This window comes from Methanoculleus sp. UBA374, assembly GCA_002508705.1.
Lineage (GTDB): Archaea > Halobacteriota > Methanomicrobia > Methanomicrobiales > Methanoculleaceae > Methanoculleus > Methanoculleus palmolei.
Window position 1 is genome coordinate 46,329 of record DAYL01000004.1, and the last position, 18,795, is coordinate 65,123.

17 protein-coding genes and 2 tRNA genes are annotated in these 18,795 nt (G+C 61.7%); 11 read left to right on the forward strand and 8 right to left on the reverse strand.

The window, feature by feature from the left end; all coding sequences use genetic code 11:
* Positions 1-397 precede the first annotated feature (397 nt).
* From BRA42_RS01340 to BRA42_RS01365, 6 genes are all read left to right on the forward strand, one after another.
* The gene (locus BRA42_RS01340) at positions 398-1,795 is read left to right on the forward strand and encodes an NAD(P)H-dependent oxidoreductase (RefSeq protein WP_292406887.1); all 1,398 of its coding nucleotides are present in this window, start codon (positions 398-400) and stop codon (positions 1,793-1,795) included.
* A 150-nt stretch (positions 1,796-1,945) separates the two neighbouring features.
* Entirely contained in the window at positions 1,946-3,070 is a 1,125-nt protein-coding gene (locus tag BRA42_RS01345) for an epoxide hydrolase family protein (protein ID WP_342770377.1), read from the forward strand.
* 165 nt (positions 3,071-3,235) lie between these two features.
* Positions 3,236-4,549 carry a protoporphyrinogen/coproporphyrinogen oxidase gene (locus tag BRA42_RS01350; RefSeq protein ID WP_342770376.1) on the forward strand — a complete coding sequence of 438 codons (1,314 nt, stop codon included), beginning with the start codon at positions 3,236-3,238 and terminating at the stop codon, positions 4,547-4,549.
* Positions 4,546-5,523, forward strand: coding sequence for a glycosyltransferase family 4 protein (locus tag BRA42_RS01355; protein ID WP_342770375.1), 978 nt, complete (start codon positions 4,546-4,548; stop codon positions 5,521-5,523). The genes BRA42_RS01350 and BRA42_RS01355 overlap by 4 nt, the downstream gene beginning before the upstream one ends.
* A complete protein-coding gene (locus BRA42_RS01360; protein WP_292406876.1) occupies positions 5,520-6,218 on the forward strand; it encodes a glycosyltransferase in 699 nt (232 codons plus the stop codon). Before BRA42_RS01355 ends, BRA42_RS01360 begins: the two co-directional genes overlap by 4 nt.
* Positions 6,219-6,222: 4 nt before the next feature.
* Positions 6,223-6,648, forward strand: coding sequence for a PaaI family thioesterase (locus tag BRA42_RS01365; RefSeq protein WP_292406874.1), 426 nt, complete (start codon positions 6,223-6,225; stop codon positions 6,646-6,648).
* Between the two features lie 474 nt (positions 6,649-7,122).
* Here the strand turns inward: BRA42_RS01365 and msrA are convergent, their stop codons facing one another.
* Positions 7,123-7,605 carry a peptide-methionine (S)-S-oxide reductase MsrA gene (gene msrA / locus BRA42_RS01370; protein WP_292406871.1) on the reverse strand — a complete coding sequence of 161 codons (483 nt, stop codon included), beginning with the start codon at positions 7,603-7,605 and terminating at the stop codon, positions 7,123-7,125.
* 95 nt (positions 7,606-7,700) lie between these two features.
* Here msrA and BRA42_RS01375 point away from each other — a divergent pair, with 95 nt between their 5' ends.
* Together BRA42_RS01375 and BRA42_RS01380 are read left to right on the forward strand one after the other, a co-directional pair.
* Positions 7,701-8,246 carry a ferredoxin domain-containing protein gene (locus tag BRA42_RS01375; protein WP_292406867.1) on the forward strand — a complete coding sequence of 182 codons (546 nt, stop codon included), beginning with the start codon at positions 7,701-7,703 and terminating at the stop codon, positions 8,244-8,246.
* Between the two features lie 12 nt (positions 8,247-8,258).
* Entirely contained in the window at positions 8,259-9,359 is a 1,101-nt protein-coding gene (locus tag BRA42_RS01380) for a GHMP kinase (protein WP_292406864.1), read from the forward strand.
* A 60-nt stretch (positions 9,360-9,419) separates the two neighbouring features.
* Here the strand turns inward: BRA42_RS01380 and BRA42_RS01385 are convergent, their stop codons facing one another.
* The 4 genes from BRA42_RS01385 to BRA42_RS01400 form a co-directional block, all read right to left on the reverse strand.
* Entirely contained in the window at positions 9,420-10,901 is a 1,482-nt protein-coding gene (locus tag BRA42_RS01385; protein ID WP_292406862.1) for a PH domain-containing protein, read from the reverse strand.
* A gap of 7 nt (positions 10,902-10,908) precedes the next feature.
* Entirely contained in the window at positions 10,909-11,475 is a 567-nt protein-coding gene (locus tag BRA42_RS01390; RefSeq protein ID WP_292406859.1) for a PH domain-containing protein, read from the reverse strand.
* Between the two features lie 108 nt (positions 11,476-11,583).
* Positions 11,584-12,765 (reverse strand): bifunctional 5,6,7,8-tetrahydromethanopterin hydro-lyase/3-hexulose-6-phosphate synthase, encoded by a 1,182-nt coding sequence (locus BRA42_RS01395; RefSeq protein ID WP_292406855.1) that lies wholly within the window; start codon positions 12,763-12,765, stop codon positions 11,584-11,586.
* Positions 12,766-12,970: 205 nt separating this feature from the next.
* Positions 12,971-13,123, reverse strand: a tRNA-Trp gene (locus BRA42_RS01400).
* A gap of 91 nt (positions 13,124-13,214) precedes the next feature.
* Between BRA42_RS01400 and BRA42_RS01405 the strand changes: the two genes are divergently transcribed.
* Positions 13,215-14,915: an AMP-binding protein gene (locus BRA42_RS01405; RefSeq protein WP_292406852.1), complete on the forward strand. Its 1,701-nt coding sequence runs from the start codon at positions 13,215-13,217 to the stop codon at positions 14,913-14,915.
* A 23-nt stretch (positions 14,916-14,938) separates the two neighbouring features.
* Here BRA42_RS01405 and BRA42_RS01410 read toward each other — a convergent pair whose 3' ends face one another.
* Positions 14,939-16,255, reverse strand: a complete 1,317-nt coding sequence (locus tag BRA42_RS01410) for an amidohydrolase family protein (protein WP_342770374.1) — start codon at positions 16,253-16,255, stop codon at positions 14,939-14,941.
* A complete protein-coding gene (locus BRA42_RS01415) occupies positions 16,252-16,923 on the reverse strand; it encodes an MTAP family purine nucleoside phosphorylase (RefSeq protein ID WP_292407005.1) in 672 nt (223 codons plus the stop codon). The genes BRA42_RS01410 and BRA42_RS01415 overlap by 4 nt, the downstream gene beginning before the upstream one ends.
* Before the next feature lie 166 nt (positions 16,924-17,089).
* On the opposite strand from BRA42_RS01415, the gene BRA42_RS01420 reads away from it, so the two are divergent.
* Both BRA42_RS01420 and BRA42_RS01425 read left to right on the forward strand, forming a co-directional pair.
* Entirely contained in the window at positions 17,090-18,217 is a 1,128-nt protein-coding gene (locus BRA42_RS01420; RefSeq protein ID WP_292406846.1) for a nicotinate phosphoribosyltransferase, read from the forward strand.
* 57 nt (positions 18,218-18,274) lie between these two features.
* Positions 18,275-18,346: transfer RNA gene (locus BRA42_RS01425), tRNA-Ala, on the forward strand.
* A 73-nt stretch (positions 18,347-18,419) separates the two neighbouring features.
* On the opposite strand, the gene BRA42_RS01430 is transcribed toward BRA42_RS01425, so the two are convergent.
* Entirely contained in the window at positions 18,420-18,548 is a 129-nt protein-coding gene (locus BRA42_RS01430; RefSeq protein ID WP_292406843.1) for a hypothetical protein, read from the reverse strand.
* Positions 18,549-18,795: the final 247 nt, after the last annotated feature.

Here is an 18,795-nt window from a genome sequence, read left to right on the forward strand (position 1 = left end):
CCTTGATTTTGAAGAATGATCCTAATTTAGAGTGATAGCAATGCAGCGAATTATTTAACTCGTTATGTATTCCGGGAATCCAAGGTTCTTGGAAGGGGAAAAAGGTGGCGACACCCTTTCCCTATTCGACATGTTGACAAAGGGGTTCAATTCATCCCCACGGCTCAAGCCGGGGGCTTTCTTGCACCCCCTTGAACCCCGGATCTGTAAGAGCCATCGATCGTTTTTAGATCCAGAGCCAAATCAAAAACAGGCGTCTGGTTACGAATGCCGCATCTCACTTTCCTGCATCACCCGGACCGCATGAGACGGCGGTCGCCGCGTAACCCCCTCTTCCCACAAGGTATATCCGCCCGTCCGCTTCAGATCCGTATATAATACACGAGCAGGTAAAACCATGCAGATCGCTGTCATTTCCGGGAGTCCCAAGGGAGAGCAGAGCGTCACCCTCCAGTACGTCCAGTTTCTCGAGCAGGCATTTCCAGATTATACCTTCACCGTCGTGCATGCAGGAAAGGAGATCCGGACGATTGAGCGGCAGGAAGAGGTGTGGGACGGGCTGCTCGCCACGGTAACGGAGTCCGACGGCGTGCTCTGGGCAACTCCGGTCTACGTCATGCTGGTCCCGGCCCAGTTGAAGCGATTCGTCGAACTGATCGACGAGCGGAACGCGACGGAGGTGTTCTCCGGGAAGTATACCGCCAGCCTCACCACCTCCATCCGCTTCTTCGATCACACCGCCCATGCCTACCTGCACGGGGTCTGCGACGACCTCGGCATGCGTTATGTCGGTTTCTGTTCGGCCCACATGCAGGATCTCGAGAAGGAGGCGTTCCAGGAGCAGCTCATCCTCTTCTTCTCCGATTTCCTGGAGGCGATCGAAGAGCGGCGGCCGATCCAGAGGGAGTTTCCGCCGCTGCCCGCGATCACTTCCTCCTACACCCCAAAGGCCCCGCCGATCACGGTGGATACGCACGGCAGACGGGTGGTCATCCTGCACGACGCAGAACCCGGTTCCGACCTGGAGGCGATGGTTGGCGAGCTCGCGGCGTGTTATGGGGGTTCGGCCCGGGTCGCCCACATCCGGGACGCCATGATGAAGGGTGCCTGCCAGGGGTGCTGCCGGTGTGCCTTCGAGAACACCTGTATCTACGACGACGGATTTCTGGCATTCTGGGAGAAGTACGTCATTGCCGCGGATATTCTGGTCCTGGCCGGGACCGTTCGGGACCGTTTCTTCTCGGCTGCCTGGAAGCAGTTCATCGATCGAAGTTTCTTCAGCGGCCATGTACCGGCATTTGCAGGAAAACAGGTCGCATACCTGGTGGAAGGCCCGCTCGGCCATCTCGCGACCCTCCGTGAGGTCCTCACGAGCCTGGTGATGACGGAAAAAGCCAACCTTGCAGGGATTGTGACCAACGAGCCGGACCCGGGCGAGATCGATGCTGCCCTGCACGCCCTGGCCGAACGCTCCGTGAGGCTCTCGGACCGGGGATATATCGCGCCGGTCACCTTTCTGGCCGTCGCCGGCCATAAGATCTTCCGGGATGAAATCTGGGGGGGAATGCGGGCGATCTTCAAGGCGGACGACCGGTATTACCGGCAGCATGGGCTCTACGACTTCCCCACCCGGGATTACCTGCAGAGGATCGGCACCCGGGTGACCGCTCTTGCGATGAGCATCCCCTCCGTCAGGCGGGAGGTGGTGAAGAACATGCCCGCCTACATGATCGAACCCCTGCAGAAGTCAATAGAAAAGAGTCCGGTCCTCGCAAAGAGAAGAGCAAAACGGTAGTGTACCGGGAGCCGCAAAACCGTTCCGGAGCGAACCCAACTCCACGCTTCCTGCTCATAAGTTCCTGGAGGAATGTTTTATATACGAGCGATGCCCCTCCCGGCACGCGTATCGTCGGAGGATACACGAACAGGAGAGGAGGACTGCCGCATGAAGATTGAACCCTTTACCATCGCCGTGCTGCAGGCCGTCCTCGACGACCTCGCCCGGCGGCTCGCCCGGACCCGTTGGCCCGACGACGGCGCCGGCTGGGCATACGGCACCAACCTTGGGTACATGAAAGATCTGGTCGACTACTGGGAGCACTCCTACAATTGGCGCAGACCTGAGGCGTACCTGAACAGATTCGCCCAGTTCAGGGCGGAGATCGACGGGATAGGTGTTCACTTCATCCACGAGCGCGGCAGAGGCCCGGACCCGACGCCGGTCCTCCTGCTCCACGGCTGGCCCGACTCCTTCTACCGCTACCACAGGGTCGTTCCGATGCTGACCGATCCGGCCCGGTTCGGAGGCGACCCCGGCACATCGTGCGACGTGATCGTCCCGTCCATCCCGGGGCAGGGGTTCTCGGACAGGAAGGCCATGACCACCGGCGATACCGCCGATCTCTTCGCCCGGCTGATGACGGAAGGGCTCGGGTACCGGAAATTTATCGCGGCCGGCGGCGATGCCGGAACCCTGATCGCCCAGTCCCTGGCAGAGCGCCGCGCAGACGCCCTGATTGGCGTCCACCTGACCGACGTCGGCTACCCGGACCAGACGACGGACACATCGACCCTCACGGAGCCCGAGATTGCGTTTGCAGCCTACATCCAGCAGTGGTGGATGAACGAAGGCGCCTTTAACATCGTCCAGTCGACAAAACCGCAGAGCCTCGCCTACGGACTGGCCGATTCGCCTGCGGGCCTCGCAGCCTGGATCATGAGTTTTATCACCACGGGCACGACCGGTGAGGAGATCGAGAGACGCTTCAGCCGCGACGAGTTGCTCACAAATATCATGATATACTGGGTTACGCAGACGATCGGCTCGTCCGTCCGCAGGTACTATCTTGACGCGCACGCCGCTTCCACTCCCTGGCGGCGCACACCGGTTCCGGCAGCCGTCGCTCACTGCCCCCTGGACGCCCCGCTGCCCCGCGAATGGGCCGAACGCAGGGTGAACCTCCAGCACTTCACCGAACTCCCCCGCGGCGGGCACTTCGCAGCCTGGGAGGAGCCCGAGCTCTATGCAAAAGATTTACAGGTGTTTATAAGAGAATTTAACAATTTTTAAGCGTCTTATGTGCCGGTCGAGACCGACGCCCCCGTGGATCCGTTGCGGGAGAACAGGCGCACCCACCGTTTCCGGCCTGGTTTCTCCCGATTTCCCCTCGATACGCGGCAACCGTGGGGAACGGATGGTCAACCATATATGGCTTTGACATTAAACAGTAAGAACGTGAAATCGGCGGTACTGGGTGGCGGTCTCACCGGGATTACGCTGGCCCGCCTGCTCCGCGAACAGGGCGACGACGTGACCGTTCTTGAAGAACGTGAGAGGATCGGAGGGCTCTGCCGCTCGAGGACGGAGGCGGGGTTCACGTTCGATGTCGGGGGCTCGCACATCATCTTCTCCCGCGATACCGAAGTCCTCTCCTTCATGCTCTCGGTCCTCGGTGAGAACGCCGACCGACGAAAACGGAATACGAAAATTTTCTATAAGGGGCGTTACGTCAAATACCCCTTCGAGAACGGTCTTTACCAGTTGCCCGACGAAGACCGCTTTTTCTGCATCGACGAGTTCGTGAAAAACCTCATCGCCGTCGAGAAGGGCGAGGTTGCGCCGCCGACGAACTTTGCCGAGTGGATCACCTACACTTTCGGCCGGGGCATCGCCGAATGCTACATGATCCCCTACAACGAGAAGATCTGGAACTTCCCGGCCGACCGGATGTCGCACCACTGGGTGGAGGGGCGCATCCCCCGCCCGCCGGTCGAGGACATCATCCGGTCGGCCATCGGGATCGAGACCGAGGGCTATACTCACCAGGCGGTCTTCTCCTACCCGGTGGAGGGCGGGATCGAGGCGCTGGTCCGGGCGATTGCGGAGCCGGTCCTCCCTGCCGTCCGGACCGGGTTTTCCGTCGCTTCCGTCCGCGAGGAGAACGGCGAGTTCATTGTCGGCGACGGGAAGGAGACCGTCCGTGCCGACCGCCTGATATCGACCATCCCCCTCCAGAACCTGCTCCCCTGTCTTTCGGACGTCCCGGCCGGGGTGCAGACGGCGTGCGACGCCCTCCGGTACAACTCGCTCTGTTCGGTCTTCATCGGGCTCGCGGGGGAGGTCCCCGATATCTCGTGGCTCTACGTCCCCGACCCGGCGACGGGCCTCTTCAACCGGGTATCGTTCCCCTCAAACTACAGCACAACGGTCGCCCCGCCGGGTCATTCCTCGATCCTTGCCGAGATCACCTATAACGACGGGGACGCGGTCTCCCGGATGTCGGACGCCGACGTGATCGAGCATACCGTCGCATCGCTCGTCGCCGCCGGGCTCCTCCTCTCCCGGGAGCGGATCGTCTACACTGGCGTCTCACGGCAGAAGTTTGCCTACGTCGTCTACGATACCGATTATCTGGAGAACATCAAGATCATCCGGGAGTTCTGCAGGGAGCGGGGCATCGACCTCGTCGGCCGGTTCTCACAGTTTGAGTACCTCAACATGGACGGCTGCATCCGGAGCGCGCTTGACTTCGTGAGGGCGAACGGATGAAGGTCAATATATTCGTCGAGGATTTTCGTTTTCTTCGGTATATCGGGTGCGCAACAGCGGCACGGACGTTGTATAACCACCTCGCCCGGCTCCCCGGCATGGAGGTCTCCCGCAACCTGTATCACGGCGACTTCGACCTGACGCATTACCACACCTTCGGGCCCTGGGCGCTGTATCACCTGAAGTTCACCGACGGCGTGAAGGTCCTGACCGCCCACTCGACCCCCCGGATAAACGAGGGGAATGTCGCCTTTTCGAAGCGGATAAACACCGTATACCCCAAAATTTACCGGCAATTCGACCACATCATCACGATCTCGGAACCCTGCCGCCGGGAGATCGAGCAGCTCGTTCCCGACGTCCCGAAAACCCTCATCCCGAACGGTATCGACCGGGCATACTTCAAGCGGGATAAGAAGAAGCGCAAATCATTCCGCAACGAGTACGGAATCGACCACGATCAGAAAGTGGTCCTCTCCGTCGGCCAGCAGACTCCCCGGAAAGGCATCTACGACTTCCTGGACCTGGCCAGCCGGCATCCCGAGATGACCTGGGTCTGGGTGGGGGGGTTCCCGTACGGGACGTTCTCGAAGGACTATGCGAAGATCCAGATGCTCAAGTCCCATTCCCACGAGAACGTCATCTTCACCGGGGTCATCGACGACATCTCCCGGGCATACAGCGGGGCGGACGTCTTCTTCATGCCTTCGCACGCGGAGACCTTCGGCCTCGTGATCGTCGAGGCTCTTTCGGCGGGTCTCCCGGTTATCGCACGGGATATCTTCGAATTCCGGGAAATCTTCGGGGATTCGGTCCTCTTCTTTTGTGACATCGACGAGGCGCGTGACCTCGTGAACGACGATGCAGCCCTGCGGCGCTGCGCCGCACGGGCCCGCGCCTCGACGGAGAAGTACGACATCACGCTTATAGCAAAACGGCATCAACAACTGTATCGGGAGTTGATCGAGGGATGATCTCCGTCGTCGTTCCGACCTACAACGAAGAGCAGAACATCGAGCGCTGTCTTGAGTCTCTCGCCGACCAGACGGTGCCGAGGGAGACTTACGAGGTCATCGTCGTCGACGGGAACTCAAAGGACCGGACCCGGGAACTGGCGGAACCTCTTGCGGACAGGGTCTTTGTCCAGACGAGCAGGAGGGTCGGCGGGGCGCGGAACGACGGGGCGATGGCGGCCACCGGCGATATCGTCGCGACGACCGACGCCGACTGCATCCTCCCCCGGGACTGGGTGGAGCGGATCGAGAGAAACTTTGCGGAACGGGAGATCGTGCAACTCTACGGTACGGTCTACCCGATCGAGGACGGTTTCCGGAACCGGCTCTCGCTTGCCGGTGCAAACATCTTCTCGCGCATCGGCTACTACACCCGGACGATCTACTTCACGCTCGGGTGCAACACGGCTTTCGACCGCGAGACGTTCATCCGGGCGGGGATGTATCGCTGCATCGATGCCGGGGACGACCTGGAGATAGCGCAACGGATGCGAAAGATCGGCAGGGTCCATCTCGATCCCCGCCTGAAGGTCGGGTTCTCGATGCGGCGCTACCAGCAGTTCGGAACGCTCAAATCGATTGGGGAGTGGCTGTATATCGTTCTTCGCGGCGGCAATGCCGGCGGCGTCACCTACTCGAAGCGGGAGTACAAATAGCCTCATGAAGAAGACCGCATCCGTCCCGGAAGCCTACGCCGAAGCAGTGCACCGGTCCGACACCTGCGGGTTTGCGCGCCTGCTCGGCATGGAGGTCACGGAGATCGCCGGGGGCTGCGTCAGGGTGGCCATGCCGACCGCAGGAAGGGAGAACGGCCATGGTATGACTCACGGCGGCGCAATCTTTGCCCTTGCGGACCACGCTTTCGGCATCGCCGGAAACCTTGACGGGGTGGACCAGACGGGGATCTCCGCCCATATCCGCTATTTTTCTCCGCCTGCGGGAGAGACCCTGGAGGCGGTCGCCCGCAGGGTCTCGGAGACGGAGAGGACGTCCGTCTACACCGTCGACGTCTACTCGGGCGGGCGGCTGGTCGCCTCGCTCGAAGGGGTCGGGTTCAAGACCGGGGTTCCGGCGAGGGGGGAGTGAAGGGGGGTTTGGTGCTGATTTAGAGGCGCCTGCCCTGCATCACCAATCATTAGCGTATTTCTCTAAATAGTAGGTATGAGAGCAAGCCCGATGCAGTAGACCGTGGGAACTGCGCACCTCGGTGCTCAAGCTCGCTCCGCTCGCACCTCTGGTGCCCCTGCCTTCTGGCCAGTCGCGTAACGAACCACGGATTTTGTGGGGATATCGCCACGCACTGCCCCCGCCCCGAGGGGCGGGGGAGGAGCGCGAAGCACGGGCGGGGTGGGGGTTGCATGTTAGCCCTACGGGGTAGAGACAGGGGAGGGAGTCTCCCCCCTCCCCGTCGGCCTCACCCCCAATGGCGATAGCCACTGGAAAGCCGTGTACGGGGTTTGTGGAGTGCCATGTCCCATAGGAGCAGAGGTTAGGAAATCTCGCTCCCTCTAGCCGCAGCCAGACAAATGCCTTTCCCCGAATAAACCCCCTTCCGTCCCTCTACCACACCGTCCTGCAGTGCCCGCCGCCGTGCTTCGCGAAGTACTGCTGGTGGTACTCCTCTGCCCGCCAGAACGTCCCCGCGGGCTCGATCGCGGTGACGATGGGGCGCCCGAACCTGCCCGAACGGTCCATCTCCTCCTTCGATGTCCGCGCCTCTTTCTCCTGCTCCGGGGTGTGGTAGAAGATCACCGACCGGTACTGCATCCCGATGTCGGGCCCCTGCCGGTTCGGCGTGGTCGGGTCGTGAGCGTTCCAGAAGACGTCGAGGAGATCGCGGTACGAGACCTTTTCGGGGTCGTAGGTCACCTGTACGACCTCCGCATGTCCGGTCCGCCCGGTGCAGACCTCGGAGTAGGTCGGGTCCTCGGTGGTGCCCCCCATGAACCCCACCGCCGTATCCACGACGCCGGGGACGTGCCGGAACGTCTCCTCGACGCCCCAGAAACACCCTGCGCCGAACGTAGCCTTCTCCGTTGACATGGCAATCAGGGCCCGGTTAGGCGGGTTCTGGGAAAAACGTATCGGTGTCCTCGATCCGGGCATACCCTTATCTCCGGTCGGCACCATGTATGCACATGTTCTCTGAATCAGATGCCGTAGAGATGGTCGCCAGGCTAATGGCGCTCTCTGCACGCACCGCTCCGAAGGCCCGTGGCGTCGACGTCATCAAGACGCAGATCGTTGCCGGAGAGGAGCGGAACGTGCTCGCGGGAGCGATGCGGGAGTTCGGGGAGCGGCACAACGTTGCGTTCTTCATCAGGGATGCCGCGAACGTCGCCGCAAGCGACGCATGCCTTCTCGTCGGTTCGTTGTTCGCCGACGCCACGGGCCTCGACTGCGGCGCGTGCGGCTACTCGACCTGTGCGGAGATGCTCGATGCACAACGGCAGTCGACGGTCACCCCGTTTATGGGGCCGAACTGCGCCGTCAGGATGACGGATCTCGGGATCGCGGTCGGTTCCGCGGCGAAGACCGCAAGCATCCACAACGTCGACAACCGGGTCATGTACTCGGTCGGTGTCGGCGCGCTCGCGCTCGGGTGGCTGGAGGGGTGCGGCGTCGCCTACGGCATCCCGCTCCGGGCATCTGGTAAGGATATCTTCTTTGACCGGCCCCGCTAACCGGGTATTATCATGCCCATCATGAAGATCCGCGGAGGGGATCTGGACCTCGTCGAGTACGAGTTCACCTCCTTCTCCCCGGGCGAACACATCCGGATGTGCGGCCTCCGGCGGGACTATCCGCTCGCGCCGGTTGCCGGCACCGTCGTCGCCCGCGCGCCCGCACGGATTCATCTCACCGTGCTCGACATGAACCGGTTCTCCCCGGACCACCCCGGGGGCGGCGGCATCGGGTTTGCCATCGGGGTCTACTGCACCGCCGAGGTCGAGTGCACGGAGTCGGGGCTTGAGATCGACTACTCCCGCGAACCGCTTCTCCGGCACTTCGTCGAGGCCTTCCGGCAGGTCGTCGGCTACACGGGAGGATTCCGGGTCCGTGCCCGCGACCACCACTATGAGCACGTGGGGCTCGGGTCCACGAGCACGATCCTGACCGCAGTTGCAAACGCTCTCAACACCGCCGTGGGATCGCCCCTGACCCGCGACCAGCTCCGCCTGCTCCTCGGCAACAACTACGTCGAGGAGACCGCGGCCGGGAACGTTGCGTTCGGGTTCGAGACCGGCGTCGGCGCTGCCGCCAGCACCTACGGCGGGATGGCGGTGATGGGGGACGACCTGACGCTCGTCTACCGGCACGCCTTCGCGGCAGGGAGACGGGTCTACATCGTCATCCCGCCCTCCGATGTCTCGTCGGCGGGCGAAAAGGAGTTTGGTCTCCTGATGAACAAGGCCCGGACCCTTGACTACCGCGACCGCACGCTGAAGTCCTACCTCATCCTGATGGACCTCATCCCTGCGCTGGAGCAGGACGACCTTGCAAAGATCGGCGACGTGATCTGGGAGATCGAGTTCCGGGGCTCAAAGCGCGCCGAGGTGGAGCACCACGGGTTTGAGATCTACCGCTATATGGCGGCGCTCCGGGACGCCGGCCTCGAGTTCGTCGGCATGAGTTCGGTCGGCCCCTCCATCGCGGTCATCACCGACCGGCCGGAGGGGGAGGTGGCGGCGATCCTCGCATCGGCGGGGCTCCGGGTCGAGATCGCGACGACGGTCGACAACGAGGGGCTGAAGATCCGGGTGGAAGAGAAGGCCCGACATTCCCCACTGGTCTAACACCGGGAGAGGCTTCTGTCCGATCGCGCCGCCTTTTTTAAGCAACCGGTTCAATCCCGATCAGACACAGTTCTTCCGGTAATCGTACTCTCCGCTCGCGATCCGCTCCATAACGGTCTCGCCTACGGCGCCAAGAAGGCTCCCGGAAAAATACCCCGACGAGACGCTCGTGCCCCCGGTCGAAGAGAGCAGGTACACCCTCCCCTGCGAGACGCCGAAGATCCTGGCGACCGGCCCCTGCGTGATCCTGACCATCTGCACCTTGTCGTAGTTCATCACGACGGTCTCGCGGTCGACTGCGCCGTTCACGAACGTGAAAAGGTCCTTCCCGGCGTCAAACTCCGTGATCCGGTAGGAGACATGCGCGGCATAGAATATCGCGAAGACCGCGAGGGCCGTAACCAGGGGCAGCACGTACGGCAGGACCGCGCCAGCGGCCCCCGGGAGGGCTGCAGCCCCGCGGTAAACGTAGAGCGACGGGTAGGTCATCGCCACGGCGAGCGCGAGAGACGCCGTCGCGGCCCGGATCAGGAGCACGCTCTTTGCGCTTTCGGGCTGCTTCTCCGGACTGCGCTCGTAGACGAACTCCGGCACCACCTCCCGGAGAAGTTTTTGGACCGTTGCGTCGTCTTTCAGGAGACAGAGAACGGGACGAAGGTTCTCTCCGCTCCCGGACGCCAGCCCAACGACTTCCGCCTCAATGCACGACCTGTGCATGAGCCTTGCCGCGAAAGTGCTTTTGATGCGGACGGCGTTGATCCTCGATACATTGAAGGATGTCCGGTAGGTCCTGACCAGGCCGTGCTGCAGGTATACCGTATCGCCTCTGCGGTAGATCCTGTAGTTGTAGTAATGGAAGATCAGCGATACCGACGGCCCTATCTGGATCAGAACGAACATCATCAGAGAGACAAGCGCTTTGCCGTCCGTCCCGAGTCCGGGCCCGACGGAGAGATACTGTTCAAACAGGGAGTAGGCCAGGAATACAGAAGCAACGACGGTCTGGTGGGTTGGAACGCTGAAGAGACCGTGGATGATCACGTCCGCCGGAGAGAACGAGACGAGGGAACCGGCGATCTCATCCTCGCCCGGGGAGGCCTCGCGGTCGTAGATGCGTTGCGACACCACGGAGCGTATCCTCTCCGCCGTATCCTGCCGAAACGTCAGGACCGCCTCCGGGACCGTGGCGCTGCTCCCCGAGTTGATGTTGATCTGCAGTTTCGAGGTCCCGAAGAGCCTGTTCAGGATGCCCCGGTTCACGTTGACCGATGCAATCTTCGAGTAAGGGAGAGTCTTTTTCATCTTAAAGAGGGTGTCCCGCTCCACCACGACGTCCGTTTCGTTAAACTGAACGGTCGTCAGTCTCCATTGCCGGTAGTTGAATAGCAACAGCGCGGCGAGAGCGGCTACAAGTATGGCCGCGACCGCGGTCCTGTCGAGCTGCGTAGCGAGGACCAGCGCCAGAAGCACCATCGCGGAGAGCGACGAGAGCGACTTCTCCACGATGACGCTTTGGTGGTATCGGATCTTTTCGCCGGACATGCTCATTTCAATCGTTTGCAAGCCCCGGTGGGGCGGCCGGGGCCGTTTTCCTCCTCTCAAGGAGCATTCTCCCGATCAGGCCGTTCAGCAGTTCGGCTACCTTCTCCGCCTCGTCAATCTCCAGGTAGTTGATGGTCGCCTCTCCCCCTGCAGTGGTTACGGTGACGTCCGCGAGGCCGAGCATGCTGTTGATCGGCCCCCTGGAGACTTCCACCTGGTGCACCCTCTCGATCGGCACCAGTATGTGGCGGATCACGATGACGCCATACCGCACATCCACCCGATCTCTGGTGATCCGGTATCGGTATCGGGCGTAGTAAACCGGCGGAACCGCCGCCATGTAGACCAGGACAACCACAAGAACCGCCGCAAAGGCGTGCAGAACGAGATCGTAGTACTGACCGAGGAACCCCTGGGCGTAGGTCCTCGCAAGGAGATAAACCGCCAGATATATCGCGTAGGATATGGCATGATCGATGTACATCGAGAGCATGCACTTCCGGTTCAGCCGCCTGTAGCCGTCTCCTCCTCCATCCCCCCCATCAACCTGCCCATCCGGCGGGCTCAAACTCATGGTTAATGGTTTATGCTGCGCTCATATCAAGTTATTTCCAGAGACTGCCTGCGATCTCCGCTCATGATCTTTTGCGGTTGCAGGGGGAGAAAAAAAGGTGCTGACCGATTAAAAGTCAGTCATGATGCGGAACTGGTCGATCTCTTCGGTGTTGAGTTCGTTCAGGAACTCCTCCGCCGCGTGCTGGATGTTCTTGCTCCCGGTAATGGCCCGGCCTACGACCAGGATGTCGGCGCCCGCCTTGAGTGCGTCCTTCACGACACCCTGCCGGATGCCGCCTGCCGTCGCGACCAGCAGCCTTTTTCCGCCCGCCTTCTTGATCGCCGGGATGTCTCCCCAGGCGTACTCCGTGTTCTCGATATCGATACCGCGGTGAAGCTCCACAACGTCCGGTTTCACCTTGAGGTGCTCGACAACGGCACGGGGGTCTTCGACGTTGAGCATATCGACCACCGTGTAGATGCCGGTCTTCCGCGTGTCCTCGATTGCCTTCTCGATCGTGGAGAGAGGCGCAAGACCGGATATCACGACGGCATCGGCACCGGCGTCGGCGGCCATCCGGGCCTCGAGGTTCCCGGTATCGAGGGTTTTTAAGTCGGCGACGATGAACGCGCTCGGGCGGACCTCGCGGATCTCGGAGATGATCGAGAGGCCGAACTTCTTGATCAGGGGTGTTCCGGCCTCGATGATCAGGTGATCGTTCTGGGGCAGCTCTTCAAGAACCTTCGTCATGTGGTTCTTGTCCACAAGGTCCATCGCGACCTGCAGGTACGGCGGGTCCCAGAGGCGCTGCACCTTGAATCCCATGACCGCATGGGCCGCCCGGTCCTTCTCGTGCAGGAGCGTATCGATGTCGGGGAACCGGTCGAGAGCCCGGCGGAGCGCGAGTTTCATCGCACCGTAATTGAACCGGTAGATCTTGTTGGCGTCCTCTGCAGAGGGATCGAGGAAGACGCTTGCCATGATGACGGTGTCTTCAATGTCGACCCCTTCAAAGACGCCTTCTTCGACCGAGTCGGCGACGGCCTTCGCTACCGCTGCCTGGACGGGCCCGAATATCTGGTTCACCTGGTATTCCTTCTTTAGGGTAACCTTAGGGATGACGAGCGTCGAGGGCTTCGTCGGCAGGTTCGGCCTGATGACCGCGAGGAGCGGCGTGTGCCCCTTCGAGAGTTGCGAGAGAGCGTTTGCAAATGCCTGGCCTACCGCTCCCTCTTTGTTCCCCATCATTAGATCTATGTGCGCAAGTTCCGCGCCGTCTCCAACCAATGCTTCACCGATGAGATACATGTGCATGCCCTCAGATAGTGCAGAAATATTGGCGGGACAGGTATTAAAGACCTTGCGGGTATCTCTGTGCGGAGAGAAAATTGAGGCGGTCGGGCAAGACCGTATCCGGGATGCATCCCTCACGCGTCGAGCCGCGTGCGGTTGCGACCGGGACGGAAACAACCAAAGATACCCGGGGGTATCCGGCAAAAAAATCATAAGAACGTGGGGTCGGTGAGATTTGAACTCACGATCGACGGGTCTCTCCGACATGCATCAGTGCTCCAACGGGTCATCATCCCTCTGTCAGGAGACCCATTGTTCATCACGTGCAAAGACCGCTGGAGCCCGTCGCCATTCCGGACTAGGCCACGACCCCTTATCCTCTATACTTTTGATGCCGTCTGCTATAAGTGTTGTGTTCAAAGAACCCGAAATCATAATTGCTCCTGCTTACCTATTCAAATAGAATGGCTGAGGGCAGTTACGCGTGTGGGAACTCGCAAAAACCTCTGCTCGGCATCACCATTGGTGAAATGCTGAACCGAATCGCCGCGGCGCACCCGGACAGCGACGCGCTCATCTCCGTCCACCAGAACATCCGGTGGACGTATGCGGAGTTTCTTGAGCACGTCGACACCCTGGCGCGCGCCCTCATGGCGCTCGACGTCGAGCGGGGCGACCGGGTCGCCATATGGGCGATGAACTACGCGGAGTGGGTGCTTGTCCAGTTTGCCACCGCAAAGATCGGCGCCGTCATGGTGAACATCAACCCGGCCTACCGGACCTACGAGTTCGAGTACGCCATGAAGCAGTCCGAAGTCCAGACGCTCATCATCCAGGGGCGGTTCAAGACCTCCGACTACGTCGGCATGTTCTACGAGTCCTGTCCCGAGGCGTTCGAGGCGAAGCCGGGCCGAATACAGAGCGACAGGTTCCCGTTCTTGAAGAACGTCGTCTTCCTCGGTGAGATCCCCTACAACGGCATGTACACCTGGGATGAACTTCTCGCGAAAGCCGACCTCATCAGCCCCGACGAACTCCGGGAACGCGAGGCGTCGCTCGACTTCGACGATGCGGTCAATATCCAGTACACCAGCGGGACAACCGGGTTTCCGAAAGGGGTTGTCCTGACCCACCATAGCGTCCTGAACAACGGCTACATTATTGGCGAGGGGATGAAGTTCACCCATGAGGACCGGCTCTGCATCCCGGTGCCGTTCTACCACTGTTTCGGCATGGTCCTCTCGAACATGGCCTCCGTCACGCACGGCACCGCGATGATCCTGCCGTCGCCGGCCTTCAACGCCGAGGCAGTCCTTCGTGCTGTACAGGACGAGCGGTGCACGGCGCTCCACGGCGTGCCGACGATGTTCATCGCCGAACTCTCCCATCCGGACTTCGCGAAGTACCGGCTCGATACACTCCGCACTGGGATCATGGCCGGGTCGCCCTGCCCGATCGAGGTGATGCGGGAGGTCAACCAGAAGATGCACATGTCCGATATTGTGATCGTCTACGGGCAGACGGAGACCTCCCCCGGCGTCACGATGACCACGACCGTGGACCCCCTGGAACGGCGTGTCTCGACGGTGGGGAGGCCCTTCCCCCACACCGAGATCAAGATCCTCGACCCGCACACGAAGAAGATCGTCCCCCGGGGGGAGACCGGCGAGATCTGCGCCCGGGGCTACTGCGTGATGCGGTGTTACTACAACAACCCGAACGCCACCCATGCAACGATCGACGCGAGTCACTGGAACCATACCGGCGACCTCGGAGTGATGGACGAGGAGGACTACGTCAAGATCGTCGGGCGCCTGAAGGACATGGTGATCCGCGGCGGGGAGAACATCTACCCGCGCGAGATCGAGGAGTTCCTCCACACGCACCCGAAGATCGCCGACGCCTACGTGATCGGCATCCCGGACAGGAAGTACGGCGAGGAACTGATGGCCTGGATCAAGACGGAGAACGGTTCGACCCTCACCGAGGAGGAGGTAAAGGAGTACTGCCGCGGCCGGATCGCGCATTTCAAGATCCCGCGCTACATCAAGTTCGTCGACGACTTCCCGATGACGGTTGCGGGCAAGATCATGAAGTTCAAGATGCGCGAGGCGGCAATCAAGGAGCTCGGCCTTGAGAGCGAGTCGACGATAGAGACTGCGTAATCTTTTTTTAAAAAGGGAGTGCTTCAGGAGGCCTCTTTCGCCCGCCCCACAAGCGCCCGGGCCGCGGCGGCGGCTTCCCGGACGATCTTCTCCTCTCCCGGCACCGTCCGCTCGTGCATCAGGACCCGTCCCTGGCAGAGGACGGTCCTGACCGCGCCGCCGTTGCAGGCGTAGACGAGGTTCGATTCAGGGTTGAAGAGCGGGGTGTTGCAGACCGCACGGGCGTCGAGGAGGACGATATCGGCCGGAGCGCCCACGGTCAGGGTTCCGGGGCCGGTTCCGAGCGCCCGGGCGCCCGCCGCGGTCGCCATCGCGATTGCCTCGCCGGCGGGAAGGAGCGTCGGCGAGTTCCAGGCGAACTTCTGGAGGAGGGCGGCAACCTTCATCTCCTCAATGAGGTCGAGGTTGTTGTTCGAGGAGCAGCCGTCGGTTCCGAGGCAGACGTTCGCCCCGTACCGCTTCAGCCAGTGGTAGGGCATGGCCCGGTTGACGGCGAGCTTCATGTTGCTTACGGGGTTGTGGGAGGCGTGGACGCCCCGTTCCCCGAGGAGCCGGCACTCGGCCTCGTCGAGCCAGCAGCAGTGCGCGACGACGGTCCGGGGGGTGAGACAGCCGCACTCATCGAGGAGGAACGCCGGGCGTTTGCCGAACTGCGCGACACAGTCGACGACCTCCTTCTCGGTCTCGGAGAGGTGGACGTGGATGCCGATCCCCTGCTCTTTTGCAAACCCGGCGCACCAGGAGAGGCCCTCGGGCGAGACGGTGTAGACGGAGTGGGGGCCGACGGCCGCCCGGATGCGCGGGTTTGCGAGCGATTTTGTGTAGGCGACGAGGGTTTTTGTCGCTCTTATCTCGGCCTCCCGTTTCTCTTCGTTCCCGAGGTCGATGAACCCGTAGGCGAGCGTCGCCCGCATACCCATCTCGGCGGCCGCCTCCGCCGTCCTGTCCATGAAAAAGTACATGTCGTTGAACGCGACGGTGCCGCTTTTGATCATCTCAAGGCACGCGAGTTTCGTCCCCCGGTAAACGTCGTCGCCGGTGAGGTGGGCTTCGAGCGGCCAGATCTTCTGCGCGAGCCAGTCCTGCAGCAGCATGTCGTCGGCATACCCGCGTAGCAGGGTCATCGCGGCGTGGGTGTGGGTATTTACGAGGCCCGGGACGGCGATCCGGTCGGAACCGTCGATGACGATATCGGCGTCGACCGCTCCCCGGGCGTCCTTTCCAAGCCCCGTAATCGTGCCGGTCTCGTCGATTGCGATGTCAACTGTCGATCCGTTGATGGCGGCGCCGGTGATCAACACCGATCCCCGGGCGGTAAAGATATCGTCTGACTCAGTCATGCAAATTGCTCCACGATATTTTCAAGTATCTTCTCGGTCCTCCGGCAGTTCGCCCGGGAGGTTGCAAGGATGTGTTCGTAGGTCAGGACCTCTTCCCCGAGGCCGTTTGCATAGTTGTCTACGGTGCAGACGGCGGCAAACCGCATCCCGAGTTCCAGGGCGAGCGTCGCCTCGCTTGCGACCGTCATCCCGACGATATCCGCTACGCGGGAGAGCGCCCGGACCTCGGCGACGGTCTCGATCCGCGGTCCCGGGGTCTGGGCGTAGACGCCGCCCGTCCGGGCCTCCGGCACGAGTTCGCCGAGGGTGCGGATGAGGTCCGCGTCGAGTTCGGGGCGGACGTGGTTGATGGTGCACTCGTGGATGGACGGGATGTCGGTGAGGCTGACGTAGTCGGTGGGGATGACGATCGAGCCCGGCGGGATCTCCGGCTGCAGGGAGCCGGAGGAACCGAAGGCGATGATCTTATCCACCCCGAGGACGGCGAGCGCGGCGAGACACGCCCGGTAGTTGATGCGGTGCGGGGGGAGGTTGTGCTGGTGGCGCAGGAGGAGCGCGAAGGCCCCGGTGTGCACCTCCGCCTTCCCGTAGGGCGTGGAGACGGTCGTTTTCTCGAGTGGGGGGAGGTCGGCGAAGAGAAGACTCGTGCCCCCGATGATCCCGAGCACTAGACCCACCTCTCCAGGCGTGCTCTTCTGGCCGATATAGCAGTATGCGCTCGTCTGTATGACATTCCGTTTATCGGGTCAACGTCTTAGCGGAAAACCTCATCTATATGATGCTTGAGGTGCGGTTCAACAAAGATTTACGTCTCCAGCGACAACCGGAATGGTCATGGGCAGATTTCTGGTCGTCGACGAGAAGACCATTCGCGACGGGAAGTGCACGGATGTTTATTTCCAGCGGGTTTCTGAGATCATGGAGAAGGACGGCGTCAACCCGCACGTTACGATGGAGGTGACGGCCGCGGCGCTCCCCGATCCCTGGGGGGTCTTCTGCGGTCTTGCCGACGTCGTCGAACTGCTGGAGGGCGTCCCGGTGGACGTTGACGCGATGCCGGAGGGGTCGATCTTCTCCCCGACCGAGCCGGTGCTCAGAATATCGGGGCGCTACCGCGACTTCGGGATCTACGAGACCGCTATCCTCGGGTTCCTCTGCCATGCATCGGGAGTGGCGTCCTCTGCGGCCCACGTGAAACTCGCCGCGCGGGACCGTCCGGTTTACGCTTTCGGCTCGCGCCGCCAGCACCCGGCTATTGCGGAGATGATCGAGCGGGCGGCCTGGATCGGCGGGGTGGACGGGGCGAGCAACACCTGTGCGCCGGCGGGGATTCCGCTCGCAGGGACGATGCCGCATGCGTTCGTGATGTGCTATCCGAGCGAGGAAGAGGCCTGGCGGGCGTTTGCGCGGGGAGCGGCTCCGGAGGTGCCGCGGATCATGCTCACCGACACCCTGTGCGACGAGAAGGTCGAGGCGGTCAGGGCGGCGGAGTGCGGGGCGACGGCCGTCCGGCTTGACACGCCGCGGTCGCGGCGGGGGAATATGCGGGCGATTGTCGAGGAGGTGCGCTGGGAACTGGACGTCCACGGCTACCCGGACGTGAAGATCTTCCTCTCGGGCGGCCTCTCGCGTGCGGACGTCGCCGCCTACCGCGACGTCGCCGACGCCTTCGGGGTCGGCGGGGCGATCGCGAACGCCCCGGTGATCGATTTCGCGATGGACATCGTCGAGGTCGAGGGGCGGCCGTACGCGAAGCGGGGGAAGCGGAGCGGCGCAAAACAGGTCTACGAGACTCCCGACGGCCGGCGCGTCACGCTCCCCCTCGCCGCTCCGGCGCCGGAGGACGGGGTCCCGCTCCTCGTCCCCTGCATCAGGGACGGCGCCGTTCTTGCGCGCTCAGAGATGGAGGATGCGCGGGAACGGGTGCTCTCCCGGCTTTCCGGCCTTGCGGCGGAAGGATAGGGGGCGGTATGCCCCAATCCTTATTATGTGATCGCGATCAACATTGTAGGGTAATAGGGGCCGATAGATCAGGGGTAGATCGCTACCTTGGCATGGTAGAGGCCGCGGGTTCAATTCCCGCTCGGTCCATACTGTTTTGCGAAAGAACTGTTATCGACGGTTTAATTGCTAGAATAACATCAATAATGACCGTATCGATGAATCAGCTGATGTTTCCGACGCGGTTTTTTAGGTAATCATGGACTTCCAGAGCGATGGTGATGTGGAGCACGTCTTCCTGGATAGTTGTTTCGGAGTCTTTTCGCCATGTTTTCATCTCTGTTCCGTTCATTCGGAGCATACATGCACTTGCAACGGTATACACTCCTCTGGAACATTATGATAAGAAGGTTTTTAGAGAGATTACAACATGATTTTGAAGGAAGCGCTCTTCTGATATGTCCCTTCAAGAGATTAGTATTCTAATTTCAGTCAACTATAGAGATGATCCCGAAACACCTCAGCCGGGAGGGGGCATCCCCCTCCCGACCCCTCCCCCGCGTGGCGATACCAGAGAGGAGCCGTATCAGAGGTTTGAC